The 22,729-nt window shown below is 47.5% G+C and carries 19 protein-coding genes; 10 read left to right on the forward strand and 9 right to left on the reverse strand.

Annotated elements, in window-relative coordinates; genetic code table 11:
• Positions 1-4 precede the first annotated feature (4 nt).
• The 6 genes from GYK50_RS04920 to GYK50_RS04945 form a co-directional block, all read right to left on the reverse strand.
• Complete coding sequence (locus GYK50_RS04920) at positions 5-814, reverse strand: phosphodiester glycosidase family protein (protein WP_071001875.1); 810 nt, start codon at positions 812-814, stop codon at positions 5-7.
• Between the two features lie 74 nt (positions 815-888).
• Positions 889-2,712, reverse strand: coding sequence for an FMN-binding glutamate synthase family protein (locus GYK50_RS04925; protein ID WP_093068160.1), 1,824 nt, complete (start codon positions 2,710-2,712; stop codon positions 889-891).
• 121 nt (positions 2,713-2,833) lie between these two features.
• Positions 2,834-3,937 carry an RNA 3'-terminal phosphate cyclase gene (gene rtcA, locus GYK50_RS04930; protein ID WP_212564371.1) on the reverse strand — a complete coding sequence of 368 codons (1,104 nt, stop codon included), beginning with the start codon at positions 3,935-3,937 and terminating at the stop codon, positions 2,834-2,836.
• Between the two features lie 343 nt (positions 3,938-4,280).
• The gene (locus GYK50_RS04935) at positions 4,281-4,739 is read right to left on the reverse strand and encodes a DIP1984 family protein (protein ID WP_071001872.1); all 459 of its coding nucleotides are present in this window, start codon (positions 4,737-4,739) and stop codon (positions 4,281-4,283) included.
• A gap of 11 nt (positions 4,740-4,750) precedes the next feature.
• Complete coding sequence (locus GYK50_RS04940; protein ID WP_071001871.1) at positions 4,751-5,479, reverse strand: hypothetical protein; 729 nt, start codon at positions 5,477-5,479, stop codon at positions 4,751-4,753.
• A gap of 75 nt (positions 5,480-5,554) precedes the next feature.
• Complete coding sequence (locus GYK50_RS04945) at positions 5,555-6,787, reverse strand: RtcB family protein (RefSeq protein ID WP_212564372.1); 1,233 nt, start codon at positions 6,785-6,787, stop codon at positions 5,555-5,557.
• A gap of 286 nt (positions 6,788-7,073) precedes the next feature.
• Between GYK50_RS04945 and GYK50_RS04950 the strand changes: the two genes are divergently transcribed.
• From GYK50_RS04950 to GYK50_RS04965, 4 genes are read left to right on the forward strand one after another with little or no spacing between them, the layout of a single operon-like run.
• On the forward strand, positions 7,074-7,961 hold the full coding sequence (locus GYK50_RS04950) for an alpha/beta hydrolase family protein (protein ID WP_167669370.1): 888 nt from the start codon (positions 7,074-7,076) through the stop codon (positions 7,959-7,961).
• Between the two features lie 45 nt (positions 7,962-8,006).
• The gene (gene rtcR, locus GYK50_RS04955) at positions 8,007-9,668 is read left to right on the forward strand and encodes an RNA repair transcriptional activator RtcR (protein WP_071001868.1); all 1,662 of its coding nucleotides are present in this window, start codon (positions 8,007-8,009) and stop codon (positions 9,666-9,668) included.
• Positions 9,669-9,686: 18 nt separating this feature from the next.
• Positions 9,687-10,670: a Hint domain-containing protein gene (locus GYK50_RS04960; protein ID WP_212564570.1), complete on the forward strand. Its 984-nt coding sequence runs from the start codon at positions 9,687-9,689 to the stop codon at positions 10,668-10,670.
• Positions 10,671-10,727: 57 nt separating this feature from the next.
• The gene (locus GYK50_RS04965) at positions 10,728-11,423 is read left to right on the forward strand and encodes a haloacid dehalogenase type II (protein ID WP_071001863.1); all 696 of its coding nucleotides are present in this window, start codon (positions 10,728-10,730) and stop codon (positions 11,421-11,423) included.
• 96 nt (positions 11,424-11,519) lie between these two features.
• On the opposite strand, the gene GYK50_RS04970 is transcribed toward GYK50_RS04965, so the two are convergent.
• Positions 11,520-12,425 (reverse strand): LysR family transcriptional regulator, encoded by a 906-nt coding sequence (locus GYK50_RS04970; RefSeq protein WP_083328836.1) that lies wholly within the window; start codon positions 12,423-12,425, stop codon positions 11,520-11,522.
• A gap of 236 nt (positions 12,426-12,661) precedes the next feature.
• On the opposite strand from GYK50_RS04970, the gene GYK50_RS04975 reads away from it, so the two are divergent.
• Positions 12,662-14,365: an L-lactate permease gene (locus tag GYK50_RS04975; protein WP_186474243.1), complete on the forward strand. Its 1,704-nt coding sequence runs from the start codon at positions 12,662-12,664 to the stop codon at positions 14,363-14,365.
• Positions 14,366-14,391: 26 nt separating this feature from the next.
• The gene (dld, locus tag GYK50_RS04980; protein WP_212564504.1) at positions 14,392-16,134 is read left to right on the forward strand and encodes a D-lactate dehydrogenase; all 1,743 of its coding nucleotides are present in this window, start codon (positions 14,392-14,394) and stop codon (positions 16,132-16,134) included.
• 44 nt (positions 16,135-16,178) lie between these two features.
• On the opposite strand, the gene GYK50_RS04985 is transcribed toward dld, so the two are convergent.
• Positions 16,179-17,009, reverse strand: a complete 831-nt coding sequence (locus GYK50_RS04985; protein WP_223335235.1) for an IclR family transcriptional regulator — start codon at positions 17,007-17,009, stop codon at positions 16,179-16,181.
• 204 nt (positions 17,010-17,213) lie between these two features.
• On the opposite strand from GYK50_RS04985, the gene GYK50_RS04990 reads away from it, so the two are divergent.
• From GYK50_RS04990 to GYK50_RS05000, 3 genes are all read left to right on the forward strand, one after another.
• On the forward strand, positions 17,214-18,398 hold the full coding sequence (locus tag GYK50_RS04990; protein ID WP_075105926.1) for an acyl-CoA dehydrogenase: 1,185 nt from the start codon (positions 17,214-17,216) through the stop codon (positions 18,396-18,398).
• 214 nt (positions 18,399-18,612) lie between these two features.
• Positions 18,613-19,830, forward strand: coding sequence for a CaiB/BaiF CoA transferase family protein (locus GYK50_RS04995; protein ID WP_093068186.1), 1,218 nt, complete (start codon positions 18,613-18,615; stop codon positions 19,828-19,830).
• Between the two features lie 102 nt (positions 19,831-19,932).
• Positions 19,933-20,148 carry a hypothetical protein gene (locus tag GYK50_RS05000; protein WP_071001858.1) on the forward strand — a complete coding sequence of 72 codons (216 nt, stop codon included), beginning with the start codon at positions 19,933-19,935 and terminating at the stop codon, positions 20,146-20,148.
• Positions 20,149-20,156: 8 nt separating this feature from the next.
• Here the strand turns inward: GYK50_RS05000 and GYK50_RS05005 are convergent, their stop codons facing one another.
• Positions 20,157-20,921 (reverse strand): IclR family transcriptional regulator, encoded by a 765-nt coding sequence (locus GYK50_RS05005; RefSeq protein WP_071001857.1) that lies wholly within the window; start codon positions 20,919-20,921, stop codon positions 20,157-20,159.
• Positions 20,922-21,145: 224 nt separating this feature from the next.
• Here GYK50_RS05005 and GYK50_RS05010 point away from each other — a divergent pair, with 224 nt between their 5' ends.
• A complete protein-coding gene (locus tag GYK50_RS05010; RefSeq protein WP_071001856.1) occupies positions 21,146-22,609 on the forward strand; it encodes an NAD-dependent succinate-semialdehyde dehydrogenase in 1,464 nt (487 codons plus the stop codon).
• The last annotated feature ends 120 nt before the right edge of the window (positions 22,610-22,729 follow it).

Consider the following 22,729-nt stretch of genomic DNA (forward strand, 5'->3'; position numbering starts at 1 on the left):
GATGCTAGCTTTTGTTTTCAACCAGTCCAATCATTACGCCCATCTCTTTTTTGTCTTGCTTATCGATACTGGGTGCATACAGTGCTGAGGCAATGCCGCCATCCAAAAACAGCGCATTTGGACAATCTAACTCGTCTTTGAATAGAGTCGCAAACTGATAAAACGTCACAGGCTCATCTGTATTGACGAATTGTATGCTGCCATCGTCACAAATGCCTGCACCATTACGCAGTTTGATGGAGGTACTATCAGGATTGAACTCGGGATGTATCTCATCATTGATGACTAGCATAGGACCAGATTGCGTCGCATACCAAGGCTGTGCGTTGCCATTGTTTATCTGTTCATCTAAAGCGTGGCTTTCGGTGATTTGTACGTGACCAGTTTTGTCCCACCACATAACGCCATTGGGTAATAAATGAAAATTGCCACCACCTTCTTTTAGATTGAGCGATTTGACTTCTTTGCCTTTGATGACGGTGTAACCAATTGGTGCATAGTTTTCGTTGTACATTCCTGCATTCATGGCAAAGTTTAGAGTTTCAGTCTTTGGTAAAGTAGATAGCAACGTATCAAAGGTTAGTAGTGATTGGTCATTAGAGGCTTGCCAAAACAGCTGCAGTGAATAACGATCGCTTGTTAATCCACTTGCATCCACGCGGCACACGCTATAAGTAAATGGCGAGTCTTTTGTCTGACATGACCAGTTGTCTGTGTCGCTATTGACAGTCTCAGTATTGGTCTGCTGGCAAGCGCTAAGGCCAAGCGCAAGCACTATCAATGATAACAATAAGGTCAAAATGGAGGTTGGCATCAATCACACGTCTTTTAACATAGTGGTATTTGTGGTTTGCTACTGATTCATATATAAATCTTGGGTACTCGCTTTTAGTCGCTACTGGGCGGATAGTCACGGAAGGTGTTATTCACATTGCCGATGAGCTGCCCGCCATCGGTTGTGATCGTATGATCGGTGCTGTAGGGGGAGCTGTATCCAGCGCGATGTTCGGTTGGTGCGCCAGTCTCTTTACCTTTATCACGAGAGTCTTTGTTATAAGCAATGAGCGCATCATTATTGGCTAAGAAACTATCAGGATTGGCCATCACCCACATTTGATTGAAAATATCCGCACGCGCGCTATTATCAAGTAATGCGCCCTTATCCGTAAAGTAGAAAAACTTAGACAGTAGCTTAATCTGCCCGTCATCTAGACGGCGGGCGATATGATAAGGTTGTAGCTGACTCGGATGCTGTAAGCCCACCGCGCCGACGATACTGGCCAATGATTTGAGTGTGTTTTTATGGAAGCTTGCCACACGCTCTGCTTTGCTAGGGACATCGAGCGCCTTTTGACGGTAAGGGTCTTGGGTAGCGACGCCCGTTGGGCACGTATTGGTATGGCAAGAGCGCGACTGAATACAACCAACCGCAAACATAAAGCCACGCGCCGAGTTACACCAATCGGCACCTAGCGCAATCATCCGTGCAATATCAAACCCTGAGACAATCTTGCCACTGACGCCAAGTCTGATCTTGTCACGAATGCCTGCACCGACCAAAGTATTGTGAACAAGCAAAAACCCTTCGACCATCGGCATGCCGACATTGTCCATAAACTCAACAGGCGCCGCACCTGTACCGCCTTCGGCACCATCAATAACAATAAAATCAGGATAGTTGTCCGTCTCGATCATGGCTTTGACAATCGCCATAAACTGCCAAGGCTGACCCACGCATAGCTTGAAGCCAACAGGCTTGCCACCAGATAATTCGCGTAGCTGCTGCCAAAAGGCGACAAGCTCACGCGGTGTACTAAACGCGGTGTGCGAAGCGGGCGAAATACAGTCTTGACCCGTCGGCACTTGGCGAGTATCGGCAATCTCTTGAGTGATTTTGCTCGATGGCAACACGCCGCCTTTACCCGGTTTGGCACCTTGCGACAGCTTGATCTCGATCATTTTGACTTGTGGATCGACAGCTTTTTCGGCGAAAGACTGTGGGTCAAAATTGCCTTCGGCATCACGGCAGCCAAAATACCCTGTACCTAACTCCCAAATCAGATCACCACCGAACTTACGATGATAAGGGCTGATCGCGCCTTCGCCCGTATCATGTGTAAATCCGCCTATTTTTGCGCCTTGATTGAGTGCCATAATGGCGTTTGCGGACAGACTGCCAAAACTCATCGCGGAGATGTTGAATACCGACATATCATGCGGCTGCTTACAACGCTCGCCGCCAACAGTGATACGAAAGTCTTTGTTTTCTAACGGCTGGCTAACGGCGGATTGCAAAAACCATTCTTTACCATGAGTATAAAGATTGTCTAGCGTACCAAACGCATTGGTATCGCTGACGTTCTTTGCCCGCTGATACACTAGCGCGCGCTGCTGGCGTGAAAATGGCACCTGCTCTTTGTCATCTTCAAGCAAATACTGACGAATCTCAGGACGAAAATCCTCTAGTACGTAGCGTATATGTCCTGCTATCGGGTAGTTTTTTAGCACTGAATGCTTGGACTGAATCAGATCATAAATACCGAGTCCTACGCCAAAACCTCCAATCACAATTAGCCAACCGTGCATCAGCAGCAATCCGGCTAATAATAGACAAATGGCTGCACCCAGTGTGCTATAGCGCAGCAGCAGCCCGACAAAATACGGCGAGCTGGTTTTGGGTTCAGGGTTCAGATTGGTACGGGATTCAGGCATAACGAGGCTCAACAGTCACTGTAAATATAGATAATACGTTCAAATTTGTCGCGTACATCATACACTGATGCTATCGCCAAGTCGGTATCATTGGGTAACAGTATACTAATGCTGGCAAATTTTAGCAGGTGATTCTGACTAATATTTGCTCATCCTCTATAGCATCAAACGTGATCGCAACGGGTAAAAACTGCTCAATGAGCCATGCTTGGGTTTTGCTATGCTCGCTAATAACCCGCGCGCTAAACGCACCGCCGCCTGCTAAGGCTAACAGTAATAGCAGCTGATCGGTCAAATATTCATCAATCAGCGCATCGGTGTCAAACAAATAACGCTTTACTAAGCCTGACAAACGACCACCTATCTTTTCTGCTGAGCTGCGTTTTTCTCCTAGTAATGTAAATATTTCAGAGTGATATTCTTTGTGATTTTGGATACTAATACTCTCGTGAGTGACTTTTGCATAGCAGGTATTGCCTTCACCAATGCCGTATAATTTATTACCGCGTGTTGTGATAAGCGCCTCATCCATACCCGCTTCAATCAACGCGGCTTTGGCGCTGGCAAGCTCACGCAGGCAGATATCGTATTCTAGATTGAGCACGCTTGCGACCAGCTCCGTGCTGACAAGCTTACCGCGTTCCGTGAGGTCTAATCGTGAAGCATTAGCACGGCGCACAAATGGCGCAACAGTTGCTTTAATCGCGCCGCCGCCGATAGGGGCAAAGCCCGCTTGCACGCACTCAATCTCGACCTGCATGCCGAGCTTGGCAAGTAGCGGCACAAAGGCGTGCTGCAAAAAGTCGGTGGTTGGCGCTAACGGATTGTGCGTGCCGCCTATGATGGTAACGGTGGACTTGTTGCTTGAGTCAGCATTGGCAAAGAGTAGGGCAGGCAGTAGCGTCTGTAACACCAGACTGGTACTGCCTGCCGAGCCGATATCGAAGGTATAATCGCCCGCTTGCACGGTGCTTGGCGTAAAGGTGAACGCCATACTACCTAAATGAGCGCCCGATACGCTAGCGTTTGATATCTGTTGTGACGCTTGTACACACATCAAATGCTGACGCATCAATCCGGGTTTGGCGCGTCCAGCACGAATATTGGTGATTTCAATCGGTGTGCCTGTGAGCATCGATAATGACAGTGCCGTACGAATGATTTGTCCACCGCCTTCGCCTGTGCTGCCGTTGATTTTTAGGGCTTTACGTGTTGATGCTGGCATGATAAATGTCTTTATGATTTGTAAGACTATTGATTGGTAGTGTCGTTAATGGGCATAATAAAATGCTTCCCAATACTTTTCGGGTCGCATTTAAAATAAGATTGAAACCGACTGTCAGTGTCTGGTGGTAAGGTCTAAATGGTGCATTGTGCCAAGTGCCATGTGCGGGGCATAAGTGGTAAAAAATGCGCCTGCCCACAACGCGTAGCAGCCACGACAGTATATTTTCAACCCCCTGCTGTGGGTCGCGGGGTCTGACACTCGCCCAGTCGATTTCAAAAGGGTGGTCTGTCCATTATCAGACAGACAAAGCTAAAAAAGGTTTAATGAGCTAGGTAAGCGCCTAGTCCACAAGGTCAATTTGCCAGTTGTTGGCTTGAATGACAATGTTAAGCTGACGTAGCTTCATGGCAATATCGTCCGCCTGCTTTTGCAATGCGCCGACCGAGACCATCACTTGCCATTTAATCTCACGCGGGCTATAGCGATCGACCTCGGTTTCGGTCGCGGCTATCGACTCGGTCAATAGCTTGTGGCGCATCTCAAGGGTGTCGCGCTCAACGAGCAGCGCCAGCATCGATTGATTGTTGTCCGTCAGCGCCACCGCGTTGGTACGCTGGATACGGGCGATAAGCGCGGACAGCTCGGTAATCAGCTGGCTTGCGTCCATCAATAGCTGATTGGGGTCTTCGCTTGGCGTATCGCCATCTTGGACTTTTACATTGCTGCGAATGCGTCCTTTGATTTGCGCCAGCTTTTTTTGCATATCACTGCGGATAAGTAGGGCTTCTGCGAGTTTCATTTTAGTTTTCCTTAAATTCTATTTTTCATTCTAATGAAATGTTTCATAAATGAAGAGGTTATTTCAAGGATAAACTCAACTTCTTCTTCGATAACTTGAGAGTCATGTTTGACGTAATCGTTTTGATACTTAGTAAAATAATCAATTAGCTTTACAAACATATTTACTAGTTCTCGGGAGCCATTATTCCTCTTAATAAATGTACCAATATCAGTAAGCTGATTTTCTAAAGACTTGGAATTTCCTAGTATTTCTTTTACTAATAGCTCTAACGATAGTCGAAGGTCATCTAACAAGTTTCTCTCAAATATATTTCCTTTATATTTTTCTAAAGCATAGTTATATTGTTCTAGGGATTTAGTATAGTCATCTAACCAAAATCTAGTTTCATCTACTAAAATTTCATTGACCGTGTCTATGTCAGTATTCAAACCTTTAAAGCGTGTCAACAGCTTGATCTTAAGATCTCTAACTTCAGGTAAGTCTTTAATTTCCGGATGCTCGCAAAGTTCTTTTATGATTTTAAATTGTTGTTTAGGGTTAAACGAGCTTAAGTTTTTCTTTAAGGCATACCTTTTATTAGGTGTGGATACTGTAAAGGGATAACTTGTATAAGGAATATCAGTGTTATAGTCAACTGCGTATGCTGCAAATAAACTAGCAATTTTAGAGCCTGATAAGCCTTTCTCGGTGCTACCTAGAATATCACCTGCTGTTTCAATAAATGTCTGGGGAATCATATTTAGCCTTATTTTTTGGATTAATTAATATAGGTTAAAGTAATATAATTAACTGATTTTTTTAAATATTTTGGTTTAACCCTTCACACAAACCACTTGCCGCAAGGTATGTACCACTTCCACCAAGTCACTTTGTGCGCTCATCACGTCTTCAATATTTTTGTACGCCGCTGGGATTTCGTCAATCACGTTTGCGTCTTTACGACATTCTACGCCTTTGGTTTGGGCGATTTGGTCATCAATAGTAAAGACTTTTTTCGCCTCAGTGCGTGACATCACGCGACCTGCGCCATGCGAGCAAGAGCAAAACGATTCTTCGTTGCCTTTACCTTTGACGATAAAGGATTTTGCGCCCATCGACCCTGGGATGATGCCGTATTCGCCGACGCGTGCGCGCACTGCGCCTTTACGCGTGACAAAGACTTCCTCGCCGTAGTGCTCTTCTTTTGCCACATAGTTGTGGTGACAGTTGACCGCTTTTACCGCAGCATCGAACGGTTTTGGCACGATGGTGCGTAGCGCTTGGATGGCTTTTTCCATCATGATTTCGCGGTTTTTAAAGGCAAAGCGCTGCGCCCAGCCAACCGCAAACCAATAATCGTCAAAATGTTCAGTCCCCTCAGCAAAATACGCCAAATCTTTATCAGGCAGGTTAATAAACCATTTGCGCATGTCCTCACGCGCCAGCTCAATAAAGTAGCGCCCGATGGCATTGCCCACGCCGCGTGAGCCTGAATGCAGCATAATCCACACCTGATTGGTCTCATCAAGGCACACCTCAACAAAGTGATTGCCTGTACCCAGAGTGCCCAAATGCTTTAGATTGTTGGTGTTTTTTAGTTTGGGATGCTTTTGGGTCAGATAATTAAAATCATCGACCAGCGTACCCCAGCCATTCATCACGGTATCATCAGGGTTCGCCCACGCGCCCACGTCACGGCGCGAGCCGCGACCGCGTGTCTTGCTGCGTCCATGCGGAATGGCTTTTTCCAGCTCGGTGCGCAGACCGTGCAGGTTGTCGGGCAAATCATCTGCGGACAGCGTGGTCTGCACCGCCATCATGCCGCAGCCGATATCCACGCCGACCGCTGCTGGGATAATCGCTTCTTTGGTCGGCAGCACCGTACCGATGGTCGCACCGATACCGACATGGACATCAGGCATCACCGCGAGCCACTTATAAATAAAGGGCATCTGTGAGGCTTTAATCAGCTGGTCGTGGGCTCTTGGGTCGACAGGCACGCCTTTGGTCCATAGGCGGATAGGGGTGCCACCGTCTTGAATGATATTGTGATTGATAGGCTGCATAGTGTCTCCTTAGTTTTTTATAAAAATGTTCTGTCTGTACTTTATATACTGCTAAGGGTGTGCCAGTTTTTGGGAAAGATAGTTTTTATTTTTATAAGCATTTGATATTGAATAATAAAAAACATTTTAAATTCTTTTTTTATAAAAAAATGGACTTTAATCAAGTAAATAAAGATATAATTTATTCTATAAATATAGCTTTTATTCTATAAAGGAATTGTGTGTAATGGTGAAGGTTCAATATAAAACAAAGCATAACGTTGTCTCTAACAAACGCTTATTCAGCATGGCGATTTTACTAGGCGTGAGCATCAGCAGTTGTTTTGCTGCGCCGTCTTTGGCATCGCTACGCGGCAATTATCAGACCTCGATACAAGTTGCGCCCACCATGCAAATGCCATTGCCCAAGCCGCCCGCAGCCCTATTTGACAGCGTGCGCTATGACAGTGACGGCATGTCGCTCGCCGCCTTTGTCACGCCCGATCCAAACGATGGCGACAAGCATCCTGCTATCGTTTGGATAACGGGCGGTGAGTCCAACACGCTGGCGGACTTTTGGCGCAAAGGCTCAAGGCAAAATGACCAAACCGCCAGCCCATATCGTGATGCTGGCGTGATCATGATGTTTCCCACCTTGCGCGGTGGCAATGACAATGCGGGCAATATCGAAGTGAATTATGGTGAAGTCGATGATGTCATCGCGGCGGCAGAATATTTGGCGACCCTGCCATATGTCGATAGCAGCCGTATCTATTTGGGCGGGCACAGTACGGGCGGCACGCTCGCGCTATTGGTCAGTGAGGTGGCGAGCAGCACGCATCCTGAGTTGTTTAAAGAAGTGATTAGCTTTGGCGCTACGCAAGAGACGATGTTTTTGCAAGAGGTTGACTTTACTGGTGATGAGCAACGCGAAATGGATTTGCGTGCGCCTGCAAACTGGACGAATGATATTCGCATGCCGACGTGGATTATTGAGGGCAAGCGTGACGGTAACTATCGCGACCTAAAGCCGATGTGTGATAAGAACAAAAGCCCCATGCTGCACTGTGCGTTTATTGCACGGCACGAGCACTTTAGCGTGCTGTATCCGTTGAATCGTCACCTTGCGCAGCAGATTATGGCAGACGAGCCGTTGTCTATTGACAGTATGAAGTCGTGGGCAATCAAAAAGTAACATCAAAACCAATAAGCCAAGCGCATTATTATGAGTAAAAGCAACATGATTAAATGTCATAAAACCGCCGTTATCGGCTTTCTCGGTACGACCTTGGACAACGGCTTTAATGACAAACGTTGGCAGCGCTGGCGGCCGAGCGTCAGCCTGTGCCTGCATGATGACCTGCTGGTCGATGAGCTGCATATCCTCTATAGCAAGCGCGACAAGCGACTGTTCAACGTCATCGTTGATGATGTGGCGCAGGTCAGCGCCAATACCAAAGTCATTGGGCATCGGGTGACGCTGGCGAGTCCGTGGGATTTTGCCGATGTCTATGCTGAGCTGTATGACTTTGTCACAGGCTTCGCCTTTCGTGAAGACACAGACTATCTGCTGCATCTGACCACAGGGACGCATGTGGCGCAGATTTGCTGGTTTTTGCTGGTTGAGGCGGGGTTTTTGCCTGCCGATTTGATTCAGACCTCGCCGTGTCCCAAGCCTGACCAATACGACCCACAAGGGCGCTATCAAGTCATTGATTTGGACGTGTCGCGTTATGACAGTTTGCGCGCGCGTTTTGAGGCCGAAAAAGCCCAGCATTGGCAAACCTTACAAGCCAATCTTGTTACCCAAAACGCCGCCTATCAACAGCTGATTGCTGATATTGAAAAAGTCGCCACGCGCTCCAACGCGCCGATTTTATTGATGGGCGCGACAGGGGCGGGCAAGTCGCAACTGGCAACGCAAATCTATACGCTCAAGAAAAACAAAGCCAACAACAAACAGGCACTCGGCGCGTTCGTCGAAGTCAACTGCGCCACCTTGCGCGGCGATACGGCAATGAGCGTGCTGTTTGGTCATGTCAAAGGCGCGTTTACGGGCGCGGCGTCGAGCCGTGAGGGGCTACTCAAATCAGCGGACGGTGGCTTGCTGTTTTTGGATGAAATCGGCGAGCTGGGGCTGGACGAACAGGCGATGCTCTTGACTGCGCTTGAGGCGCAGCGCTTTTATCCGCTCGGTAGCGATACGCCCATTGATGTGTCGTTTCAGCTGATGGCAGGGACGAATAAGGATTTGCGCCAAGCGGTCGCGGACGGCGAATTTCGTGCCGACTTGTTTGCGCGTCTGAACACGTGGACGTTTTTTTTACCGTCGTTAAAAGACCGTATCGAGGACTTACCCGCCAATATTGATTACGAGCTGGCGCGTCTGGGCAGCGAGCAGCAGTACCAGTACCGCTTTGAGCCTGAGGCGCGTGCGTACTTTGAAGACTTTGCCATGAGTTCTGAGGCGACGTGGCAGGGCAACTTTCGTGATTTAAGCGCCAGTATGACGCGCTTAACGACATTGTGCGAGGGCAAAGTGATTCGTATGCCCGATGTTAAGGCAGAAATCACCCGCCTTAAGCATCTGTGGGCATTACCTAGTAGCGCGCAACATCAAGTGGACAAGGCGGATACGCCCAGCCTAACTGAGCAGCAAGCGCACGCAGATACGGTGCTGAGCCGCCATCTATCAAGCGACGACAAAGACGCGCTCGACCCGTTTGATGCGGTGCAGCTGGCGTATGTGATTGAGGTCTGCTATCAGCACAGCAGCCAAGCGGCGGCAGGGCGCTATCTGTATGCCAACTCCAGAAACCAGCTAAAAAGTAACAATGACAGCGACCGACTGCGGAAGTATCTGCTAAAGTTTGGGCTGAGGTTTGATGGATTAAAACGATAATATTAAAAAGGAGAGGATATGAATAACACAGGATTTGTCGCAGGAACGCTCGTTCATACGGATAAAGGGTTAGTGCCGATTCAGGATATCAAAGTGGGCGACCTCATTTTATCAAAGCCTGTATCCTCTAAGTCTGAAGATGGTAGTGGTGATATAGAGTACAAACCCGTACTCAGCACTTTTAAATCACCCAGTAAGAAACGCATCTTTAAAGTTGAGTATTTTAATGAGACCGCTGATGCGCGAGGAGAAAAGGGTAGCAATTATATCTTATGCACCAGCAATCACCCATTCTGGGTAACTCGCCAGCCTAAAGATTTAGAGGGTGAATGGCTATCGGCGGAGCGCTTGCCAGCTGGATATCTAACCTCTGCTCATGGTGATACGATTGCGCTTGATGATTACTCGTTCATCCCTGTGCGTACCTTGCCGAACTTCCCTGAAGGTACAGCTTATACTCAAAGTATTGAGGAACATGACTTATGGGAGACAGACGGTCTGGTTCAGTTTGTGAGATTTACGGATGATGGCTACCAGTTTGTCAGTTTAGCCAATACAGAAGAAGCGTTCAAAGAAGAGATCAAAACCGTTAATATGCAAACTTCCGATGCCAAGTTGGTTATTAATGAAAGGGCACCTTTTATTGTAGACCCTGAGCTTTATAAAACATTGAATGTGAGGTTTAGTCAAGATAAAGATCCTGCTACACACACAATTGGTAAGTTTATAAAAGAAATGTATTCGCCTTTAATTTTTGATGGAAGGGTAGTCAAGGATAACAGTATTGGTGATGAAAAGTTATTTGAAAAGGCTCTAGCTAACATTGAAAGATATGGTAATGCAACAGGATTGTTAGAGAGCAGTATTCACGAGCAGATGCAACGCTATAACGATGTCTGTCCTAACCCTTATGAGGATCATGTCTATAATATAGAAGTGGCAGATCATCATACATATTTTGTTGGACACGATGCGGTGTGTGTAAACGCTACAAACTCGTAGGCATCATCCATGCTAACCTAACCCAAAACCACAATAACAATAATAATAGGAAAACGCATGCCCACCGACACCCGCCCGATTCTCGTCTTTGATGTTAATGAAACCTTGCTCGATATCAGTACCCTTACGCCTTTATTTAGCCGCCTTTTTAATGATGGCAGCATACTGCGCGAATGGTTCGCCCAGCTGGTGCTGTACTCGCAAACCCTGACCTTATCAGGACTGTATACGCCGTTTGGTGAGATTGGGGTCGGCGCGCTGCGGATGGTTGCTGATATTCATGGCGTTGAGATTGCCGATGCCGATATTGACGAGCTAAAGACGCGCATGGGCAAGATGCCCGCGTATGCCGATGTCGTGCCCGCGCTGACGCTGCTTAAGGAGGCAGGCTTTCGACTGGTGACCTTGACCAATTCAGAGTCCAGCGAGTCACCGCCACCGCTAGAAAAGGCGGGGTTGAGCGAATTTTTTGAGCGCTCATTTCATATTGAGGCGGTGCGTCAGTTTAAACCCGCACCTGCGACTTACAATCTGGTCGCCGAGGCACTGTCTGTGCCTACATCCGAGCTGTGTTTGGTCGCTTGCCATCTGTGGGATACGATAGGCGCGCAGGCAGCAGGCTGTCAGGGCGCGTTTTTATTGCGTCCGCACAATGCGTTATTGCCCGCCAACAACGTACCAACGCCCGATTATATGGCGGATGACTTACGCACATTAGCGCAGCAAATCATTGCGCAAAACACCGACTCATAACGCCCAAAAAGAAACATCAAACAAGCCATCCAAACAGGTGGCTTTTTTATATCTGATAAAACAGTTGGGTGTGAGGCCGCTTATAAAACTAGTGCTTTAGCAGTAGTAGGCTTCTTTGTCTTTTAGCGCGTCTTGCAAATAAGCAACCAGTTGTTTGAGCTTTTGGTCAGGCTGGCGCGCTTTGGGATACACCGCGTACATACCCATGCGCTTGCGCGTGAAGGGCTGCAAAATCTGCGTGAGGCGCTGCTCTTGTAACGCGTTATAGACCAAGGCTTGCGGCAAAAAAGCAATGCCCAAATCACTAAGCGCGGCGTGCTTGATAGCGCTTAAATGATTGCTATAAAAGCGTCCATAGACAGGCAACAGCAGCTCAGCACCATCCTCATATAACGGCCACAAGTCGCTACTGGTGTTATCAAATTTATAAATCAGGCAATCATGATTTTGCAGTTGGGCGGGGGTTTGCGGCGTACCATATTTGTTGAGGTAATTTTGGGTGGCGCAAATCACCCATTGACTGTCTATCAGGCGTTTGACAATCAAGGAGGAGTCTTCAAGCTCCGCCGTTCGGATGGCCAAATCAAAGCCATCTTCGACCAAATCAATCAAACGGTTGGTGATGTATAGCTCTACGGTTATCTCAGGATATTTTTTACAAAATTCAGCGATAGCCGTGCTGAGTAGTAAGTCAGAAGAGACCACAGGGGCGGTGACGCGGATATAGCCTTTCATGTTTTCGCCGTAGCCTGTGACAGCATTTTCCGCTTCTTGAAAGGCAAGCTGAGCCAATTTGGCTTTGTGATACAGCGTTCGGCCGGCATCGGTCAAGCTGAGTTTTCGGGTGGTTCGGTAGAGCAGTTGTGCATTTAAGTTGGCTTCTAGGCGCGCGATACGTTTGCTCACTACAGAATTGGTCAGCGCCAGTTTGTCAGCAACTTTGGAAAAAGAGCCTTCATCGACTACCAAAACAAACAAAACCATGTCATCAGCTTTAATCATACCGATTCTCTAATCAGGGTAATATATTTCGTATTATAGCAAAAAAGGAAAATAACCTTGTCTGATCATGCTGTTTATCTTTGCACTTGTAAAGCGTAGAGTGTGTGAATTCTACCCTAAGCACAATGAGGCTGTTAATCTGAGCGATTGAGTGGCTGTATGTAAGGACTGTGTTTAAGGGCGGCGTTTAAGAGTGGTGTTCAAGGATGCACAGACGATAACAGGGAGAGGGAATTTTGAATCAGACTGTCTATGGGTTACTTGCCCTATTGCCAATCATACTCAGTGGCATATTTCTTATTGGTCTACAATGGTCGGCCAAAAAAACCATGCCGATCATTTTGGCGGTGACTGCCGCGCTCGCACTTTTTATTTGGGACATGACGTTTAACCGCGTGTCGTCCTCTATTCTTCAAGGGACCGTGATTACGATATCGGTATTGTGGATCGTATTTGGTGCGCTGTTCTTATTAAATACTCTAAAACACACGGGCGCTATAGCAGTGATTCGTGCAGGTTTTATCAACGTATCGCCTGACCGCCGAGTGCAAGCCATCATCATTGCATGGTGTTTTGGTACGTTTTTGGAAGGTGCATCGGGCTTTGGCACACCGGCTGCAATTGCGGCACCGCTGCTGGTCGCGATAGGGTTTCCTGCATTGGGTGCGGTGCTTATGGGGATGATGATCCAAAGCACGCCCGTATCGTTCGGGGCGGTCGGTACGCCGATTGTTATTGGGGTGAATAAGGGTCTAGATACCGTGGCCATCAGTGCGCTGCTGGCGCAAGAAGGCATGCAATGGGAAGAATTTTTACAACTGATTACCACCCAAGTGGCGATTATTCACGGTGTGATTGGGACGTTTATGCCGCTGCTGATGGTGATGATGCTCACCCGCTTTTTTGGTAAAAATAAAAGCTGGAAAGAAGGCTTAGCCATTTGGCCCTTTGCCATCTTTGCAGGGTTGGCCTTCACTGTACCTTACGCTTTAACGGGCATTTTCTTGGGTCCTGAATTTCCATCGTTGGTTGGTGGACTGGTCAGTGTGGCGATTGTCATTCAGGCGGCTAAAAAAGGATTTTTGGTACCAAAGACCACGTGGGACTTTGAAGCCAAAAGCAGCTGGCCAAGCGATTGGATGGGTAAACTGGTGGTCAGCAAAGAAGATGTGGCGACCCCAGCAGGCAAGACCATGTCTACGCTGATGGCATGGTTTCCTTACTTGCTAGTGGCGCTGCTACTGGTGTGTTCGAGAATGTTTGCTGGCTTTAAGGACTTGCTCAGCAGCGCCACGCTAGACTTTAATACGATTTTGGGCGAGGCCGATATCAGTGCAGGTTTTAGTCCTTTATACTTGCCCGGCGGCCTGTTGTTAATCAGCGCCTTAATCGCAGCTTTTGTACAAACTAAAAATCCAACGCGTGCGCTGGGTGATGCTTTGAGCGAATCAAGCAAAACCGTCTTAAGCGCTGGGTTTGTGCTTATTTTTACCATCCCTATGGTGCGTATTTTTATCAACTCTGGGGTCAATCTATCCGATGTCGCGAGTATGCCAGTTGCCAGTGCTGAGTTGTTTACAGGCACGTTTGGCAGCGCCTTTCCGCTGATCAGCTCAACCATCGGTGCCCTAGGTGCGTTTATCGCAGGCTCGAATACCGTGTCAAACATGATGTTCAGTCAGTTTCAGTATGAAGCGGCCATGAGCTTGCACATCTCGCCCTCACTCATCATCGCAGCACAAGCGGTTGGCGCCGCGGCGGGTAATATGATTGCCATTCACAATGTGGTGGCCGCATCAGCAACCGTTGGGCTGCTTGGGATGGAGGGTGCGACGCTGAGACGCACCATCTTACCAACCATCTATTATGTGTTGTTCAGTGGCATCATCGTTATGGCAGCCATTTATTTCTTTGGCTTTCAAGGACCGCTAACCTTATGAATGTACAGCAAAAAAAAGAGCAAGTAATGAACCGTTATCGATCAACCGCCTCCTATACAAGCCAGCTACCATCAGATCAGGTGTTGGTTAAATTGACCAAAATACTGGGCGCCGCCAATATACAGGCAGATCCAGCTAAAAATGAGCACTACCGCATGGGCTGGCGCTCAGGCGGCGGTAGCGCGCTGGCAGTGTTGTTTCCGCAAACGCTGCTTGAAATTTGGCAATGTCTGGAAGTGTGTGTTGAGGGCAACTGTATCATCATCATGCAGGCGGCCAAAACAGGTCTGACAGAAGGCTCAACGCCCAGCGGTGATGACTACGATAGACCCGTGGTGGTCATCAATACGCTGGCGATAAATAAGCTGTATTTGATCAATGATAATGAGCAAATTATCAGCCTACCGGGTACGACTTTGCATCAACTGCAAAACGAGTTAAAAGCGGTCAATCGAGCGCCGCACTCGGTGATTGGCTCATCGACTTTGGGCGCGTCAATCGTCGGCGGTGTCTCCAATAATTCAGGCGGCGCGCTGGTCAAACGAGGCCCTGCTTACACGGAGCTGTCGCTGTTTGCTCAGATTAATGAACACGGTCAGCTGGTATTGGTGAATCATTTAGAGGTTGAATTGGGCGATACGCCCGAAGAAATCCTCACCAATTTACAAAACGGCTATTTTGACAAGTCACAGTTATCCCAAAGCAACAAACTGGCCTCAGACAAAGAGTATGTCGCCCGAATACAGGATGTCAATGCCGACACGCCGAGCCGCTTTAATGCGGATAAGCGCAGGCTGTATGAAGCCAGTGGCTGTGCAGGCAAGTTGGCCGTTTTTGCCGTTCGTCTGGATACATATCCCACCGCAACCAAAGAGCAAACCTTTTATGTCGGTAGCAATAGTGTGCAGGAGTTGGCACTACTGAGACGACAAATACTATCGAGCTTTAAAAACGTCCCTGAAGTGGGCGAATATATGCACCGCGATATATTTGATGTGTCTGCCAAGTACGGCAAAGACACCTTTTTGAGCATCAAGCATCTGGGTACCAATGCTTTGCCCAAGCTGTTTTCTATCAAAGGCAGTATTGATGCCAAACTGAGTAAATGGTCATGGGTGCCCAATCATTTGACCGATAAAGTCATGCAAATGATCGCCCAAGTATTGCCGCAGCATTTGCCCAAGCGCATGCTTGAGTACCGCAACCAGTATGAGCATCACCTGATTATCAAAATGAGCGATGATGGCATCTATGAGGCGCAGTCTTTTTTAGAGTCGTTTTTTGCAGATTCAGAAACGGGCAGTTATTTTACCTGCACGCAAGCTGAGTCAGACAGCGCCTTTTTGCATCGCTTTGCTGCTGCAGGGGCCGCCATACGTTATGAAGTCATGCATGAAGAGACCGCCGGAGAGATACTGGCGCTCGATATTGCTATCCCGCGTAACACGCTTGATTGGCTGGAAAATTTGCCTGAGAGCATCACTCAGCACTTAGAAAAAAAGCTGTATTACGGTCACTTTTTTTGTTATGTGTTTCATCAAGATTATATTTTAAAAAAGGGCAGTGATGCCAAGCAGGTCAAAAAGATGATGCTTGAGCTATTAAACAAGCGCGGTGCCAAATACCCTGCTGAGCATAATGTCGGCCACTTATATGAAGCCGAACCTGACTTGCAGCAATTTTATGAGCGCCTAGATCCTACCAATACTTTTAACCCTGGTATCGGTCAAATGCCAAAAACCAAACGCAACTGCGCGTGCTGTTTATAGCCATTTATAATGGTGATGAAACTTGAAGTGACAGTCGCTTACTTTTACGCATCACCACCGCCAATCCGCTCCGCCAATGCCTGCAATTTTGGCACTATGATTGCCGCATAGTCGTCCGCTTCCCAATTAGCGCTTGGTACACTGGCATTGAGCGAATAGGCGTATTGCCCAGTCGCGACATCATAGACGCCAACCGCGACTGCCAAGATATCAGTAGAGAACTCCCCATCAGAGACGGTATAGCCGTACTGCTCATAGTGCTGGGCTGCTTGAGTGAGCGCTGACTGTGCGTGAATGTAATCTTCATCAGATAAATTCTCTTTCAAATTGCTAATAATCATTGCCTGTCTCGCTTGAGAGCTTACTGCATAAAAAGCCCGTCCAATGGCAGTACGTGCCACCGGCACCGCTGAGCCAACCTGCAAGTTGACCGATAGGCGTGCAGGACTACGACAGCAGGCGTGATAGCGCATCTCTCCTCCAACTTCGGTCGCTAGATTTACCGATACCTCATTTTCGCTAGCGAACTGCCGTAATAGTGGCTCAGCATAGGCCACCATGTCATGACGACTCCATGCGGTCGCACTGAGACGTACTGCACTACTGCCCAGTTGATACTGTCCGTGCTCATTAGTACGCAAAAACCCAAGCGTGGTCAAGGTATGAATCAGGCGACTAATGGTCGCTTTTGGCAGTTTGGTCATCTGACATAGTTGCTGATGGGTAAGGCGCTCATGGTGTTCAAAGGCAGCCAGTATAACCAATCCACGACCTAGTGCCGTCACAAACTGTCGGTCATTATCATCCTTGCTTTGACCCATCAGGTGATCCATTCGTTCGAGTAGTGAAATAGCTGCCGATGTAGATGTTGTCATTTTATCTCCATTTCCCTTAATGATTATCTCTTTTGATGCCTATTTTTTAATAAAGGTTTACAGGACGGCGAAAGTTTGTTTAAATAGTTTTATATTATGAAACAAAGTTTCGCATAGCGGAATAACAAAGTCAATAACTTGTTAAACCAAATATGTATCAACCACTATTCGTCAGTCAGGATGACTGATATCAAGGAGAGACATATGGCAACATCGACCAGCCCACGCTTTGATTGGGAAGATCCTTTCTTATTACGCGACCAGCTCACTGAAGAAGAGCGCATGGTCACCGACAGCGCCCGTCAATTTTTTCAAAAGGAATTGATGCCCGGTATTATCAATGCCAACCGTAATGAGCATTTTGATCGTAATATCATGCGTCAAATGGGTGAGATGGGTCTGCTTGGCGTGACCATCGAGGGCTACGGCTGCGCAGGTCTATCGAGTGTGGCTTACGGTCTGATTGCCAAGGAAGTGGAAGCGGTCGACTCAGGCTACCGCTCAGCGATGAGTGTGCAGTCAAGCCTTGTGATGCATCCGATCTGGGCATATGGCACTGAAGAGCAAAGAGAAAAATATCTGCCAAAACTTGCCACAGGTGAGTACGTCGGCTGCTTTGGTCTGACTGAGCCAGATTCGGGTTCTGATCCTGCCTCAATGTCGACACGTGCGCGTGCCGTTGATGGTGGTTATGAGCTGACGGGTAATAAAATGTGGATTACCAACAGTCCTATCGCGGATGTGTTCGTGGTCTGGGCAAAAGATGATGCAGGCGAGATTCGTGGTTTTGTCTTAGAAAAAGGCATGAAAGGCCTATCTGCGCCGAAAATCGAAGGCAAGTTCTCACTACGTGCTTCGGTCACCGGTGAGATCGTCATGGACAAAGTGTTCGTTCCTGAAGCCAATGCTTTCCCAGATATCCGCGGTCTAAAAGGGCCGTTTGGCTGCTTGAATAAAGCGCGTTATGGTATCGCTTGGGGCAGTATGGGCGCGGCAGAGTTTTGCTGGAAAGCGGCGCGTCAATACACGCTAGATCGCAAGCAGTTTGGTCGTCCGCTTGCTGCCACTCAACTGGTGCAGTTAAAGCTTGCCAATATGCAAACCGAAATCAGCTTAGGTCTACAGGCCGCGCTACGTGTCGGTCGTTTGATGGATGAAGACAACGCTGCACCTGAGATGATCTCCATGATTAAGCGTAACAACTGCGGTAAAGCGCTCGATATCGCTCGTATTGCCCGCGATATGCATGGTGGTAATGGCATCTCTGATGAGTTCCACATCATCCGTCACGTGATGAACTTGGAAGCCGTCAATACTTACGAGGGCACGCATGATATTCATGCGCTTATCTTAGGCCGTGCACAGACAGGCATTCAGGCGTTCTTTTAATTGCTTTTAGCTAAGAATATTTAACAAAGTGGTACTTCATGACGTACGTTGCTGCTTGGCTTTTTGTAAAGAGTATAGACAGTGGCGTACGTTTTTCAGTTGTTACTCACCATTTATTTAACAGTGGGTCATTAAACAACGCAAAAAACTAAATGATGAATAGCAATTTTCTAATCAGAAAATCGAAGAATACGCCACAGAGTAAGGGGATTTCATGGCAGATATAACTGATATGATGGATATACCAAAAGGTGCATTGCATGGTATCAAGGTCCTCGATTTATCAAGAGTGTTGGCAGGTCCTTCTTGTACGCAAGTGCTCGCCGATCTGGGCGCAGACGTCATCAAAGTTGAGCGTCCACATATCGGTGATGAGACGCGCCACTGGGCACCGCCAACCTTCAGCGATGACACCTCCGCTTATTACGCTACCATCAATCGTAACAAAAAATCACTCACGGTAGACATCACCACGCCAGCAGGGCAGACCATAATCAAACAGCTCATCGCTGACAGTGATATTTTGGTAGAGAATTTCAAAGTCGGTGGTCTCAAAAAATACGGTTTAGATTACGACAGCCTCAAGCAAGACAATCCGCGCCTGATTTATGCGTCTTTGACAGGGTTTGGGCAGACAGGACCAGATGCCAAGCGTCCCGGTTATGATTATATTATTCAAGGGTTGTCAGGGTTGATGAGTATCACAGGACCAAGTGATGGCGAACCACACAAAGTTGGCGTCGCAGTGATTGATTTATTTGCAGGTTTACAGCTGACGATTGGTATCCAAGCGGCGCTATTGGCGCGTCAACATACTGGCGTCGGTCAACATGTCGATGTCGCACTCTTAGACAGTGCGCTGTCTATGCTGGCCAATGTCGGCATGAATCATTTGGCTTCAGATAAGATTCCACCAAGACTGGGCAATCAGCATCCCAACATTGTGCCTTATCAAGTATTTGCGGCTAAAGGGGAGGCGCACTTTATTTTAGCGTGCGGTAATGATCATCAATTTGCCAAACTGTGCAACGTATTGTCAGTTGATTGGCATCTTGATACGCGTTTTGCGACCAATCCTAATCGCGTTGCCAATCGTGGGCTGCTTTGTGCTGAGCTGACTAAAATATTTGCCAAACAGCCTCGGGCTTACTGGCTTGCAGCTTTGGATCAGGTCGGCGTACCTTGCGGTGCGATTCACAACGTCGCCGAAGCTTTGGCGATGCCGCAAGCACAAGCGCGAGAAATGATCGTGAGTTTCGCTCAGCAAGGCAGCCCCGTTCGCGCCCTTGGCAATCCCATCAAATTATCGGCATCCCCTGTCAGCTATCGCACACCGCCACCGCGTTTGAGCGAGCATACCGATAGTACGCTTGCTGATTTAGGCTACGACAGCGAGATAATCGCCAAGCTAAAGGCGGACGGCATTGTTTAGTTCAATGCTTGCCACAGTATCTTTACAGTGATAAATACTAAAAAATGGAATTTTTAAACAAAACAAGCTAAACCAAGTAGTGTAAAACAAGGAATGTTAAGCATGAAAATATATAGCCATGAAAACCTAAGTCTGTATAGACCGTTGCCCTATTTTTCTTATGGCAAGATGTTTGAGCCGCTGGAGATACCAGAGCGTATGGTGGAATTGTTAAAAGAACCAGCAGCATTGGGTTTAGAGGTTACCGCTGTCACCGATATCGGTATCGCGCCCATATTAGCCGTTCATGATAATGAATCTTGCAACTACGTCACATAAGCAATCAATTATGAGTCAGCTATAAAGCCCAAATGCCGCTCAATCTGTTCGGCCAATTCAATCAATACCGCACTGACCTCAGCCCGTTTGGACTCATACTCTCCTTGCAGAAAACTCACTGCCATGCCAGCGACCGCCGTGCCGGATGCATTACGAATATACGTGCCCAAGCAGTACATCCCATCACGCAACTGCCCATTATCGAGCGACACTCGACTTTCCTGAATCACCGCAAGCTCAGTGGATAAATCCGCAAAGTTTTTGACGCCATGTTGGGTCATGGGTGTGGGGAACTTTTCTTTATACAGTGACTTTATGCTATCCATCGACAATGTGGATAGCATGGCTTTGCCTGTCGCCGAAAATACCGCAGGCACGCGCACGCCTGCACGAAAGGTAAAACCAAGCGGGGCAGGTGATTCATGGCAGGCCAAAAACACCACTTCTCCCAAATCCAGTTTTGACAACGTCACCGTGTGTTGCAGTAGCACCGGATACTGCACGATCAAATCCTTAAACAATCGTACAACGCCTTGCTGCTGCTCGTACTTTCCCGCCCAATACATTAGATATGAGCCCAAATAAAAGCGGCTTTCAGGATCTTTATAAATGACGTGCTTGGACAGTAGGCTCTGCAAAATATTATGCGTAGAGCTGCGAGGAAGCCCCAATTCTTTGGCAATATGAGCGGCTGTCAGCGGCTGGGCGCTATCGGTAATCAAGTCCAAAATCTGAAAGGTTTTGTCTAAGGCAGGTACGGCAGTCGAGCTCATAAGTAACCTATAAAAGTAAAATAAAATGAAAAAGCACAAGATAATTATCAAAATAATGCGATTAAGGGTTGCAAATCACGACATATCGTTCTTATAATGATGTCTCGTATATAGAATACGTGTTCAGTATATTGAACAAAAAAACAATTATCAATCATTATCTCATGACTACTATTATATCCACTCTTATAAACATACCTATATGACAAGGAAGGAGCGTTAACATGTCAAATACGCTACAGTTATCCAATCCAGACCTACTCAAACAATCTTGTTTTATCAAAGACGGCTGGTATGCTGCCAGTGACGAGGCGGTACTTGAAGTCAATAACCCATTCAACGACGAGCTTATCGGTACCGTGCCTAGCCTCACGACCGATGATGTCAATGACGCCGTTGCCTATGCTCATGAAGCGCAAGTTGCTTGGGCGGCAAAAACGGCTAAAGAGCGTGCAGAGCTGTTGCAAAAGTGGGCGGATCTCATTGATGCCAATAAAGAAGATCTTGCGATCATCATGACCGCTGAGCAAGGCAAGCCGCTTACTGAGTCACGCGGCGAAATCGGTTATGCCAATAGCTTTATTCGCTGGTTCGCCGAAGAAGGCAAGCGCGTTTACGGTGATGTCATTCCTGCCAATAGTACGCAATTACGTCACGTCGTGCTCAAGCAGCCCGTCGGTGTTTGTGCCGCCATCACCCCTTGGAACTTTCCAGCGGCGATGATCACGCGCAAAGTCGCTCCAGCGATGGCAGCAGGCTGTACAATTATCGTCAAACCAGCCACCGAAACGCCATTCTCAGCATTAGCATTGGGCGCTTTGGCAGAGCAAGCGGGTATTCCTGCAGGCGTGCTCCAGATTGTAACGGGCAAATCATCAACCATTGGTGAAATCCTAACAGGCGATGCACGTATTCATAAGCTGTCGTTCACAGGCTCTACAGAAGTCGGTCGTACGCTAATGGCACAATGCGCGCCGACTATTAAAAAGCTATCACTCGAGCTGGGTGGCAACGCGCCATTTATCGTTTTTGATGATGCTGATCTTGAGAAAGCGGCGGCAGGCCTTATCGCTTCCAAATATCGCAATGCGGGTCAGACCTGTGTGTGCGCCAACCGTGTCTACGTGCAAGACAGCATCAAAGATAAGTTCCTAGACGTCTTTGTCAAAAAAGTCGCTGAACTAAAAGTAGGTAACGGCTTAGAAGAAGGCGTCGATATTGGACCGCTTATCAACAAAAAAGCGTTAGATAAAGTTCAAGCCCTGCTAAAAGACGCCTTAGATAAGGGTGCCAAATTGGTCACGGGCGGTAGTGTCAATGACGCCTCAGAGCTGACGTATAACCCAACCGTTATTACCGATATCAGCAGTGATATGGATATCGCCTCTGAAGAAATCTTTGGACCAATTGCGACCATATTTACCTTCAAAGACGAAGCAGAAGTGATTCGTGCTGCCAACGATACCATTTATGGCTTGGCCGCTTACTTCTATAGTAGTGACTATGCACGCTCATGGCGCGTCACTGAAGGGTTAGAGTACGGCATGATCGGCCATAACACGGGTTTGATTTCTACAGAAGTTGCCCCATTTGGCGGCGTAAAACAGTCTGGTTTTGGTCGTGAAGGTTCAAAATATGGTATCGAAGACTATATTACGACTAAATACTGGTGTTCTGACATCAGCTAATAAATAACTCGGCTAGCATTTAGCAGAACATTCGTTTAACAAAAAACTTAACGAAACATTTTAGATGTCGAATGGTGTTTTATCTTAAACAAACATCCCTCGATATCTAAAAGGTATCAA

Source organism: Psychrobacter pacificensis, assembly GCF_018336615.1.
In the GTDB taxonomy this organism is placed as follows: domain Bacteria; phylum Pseudomonadota; class Gammaproteobacteria; order Pseudomonadales; family Moraxellaceae; genus Psychrobacter; species Psychrobacter pacificensis.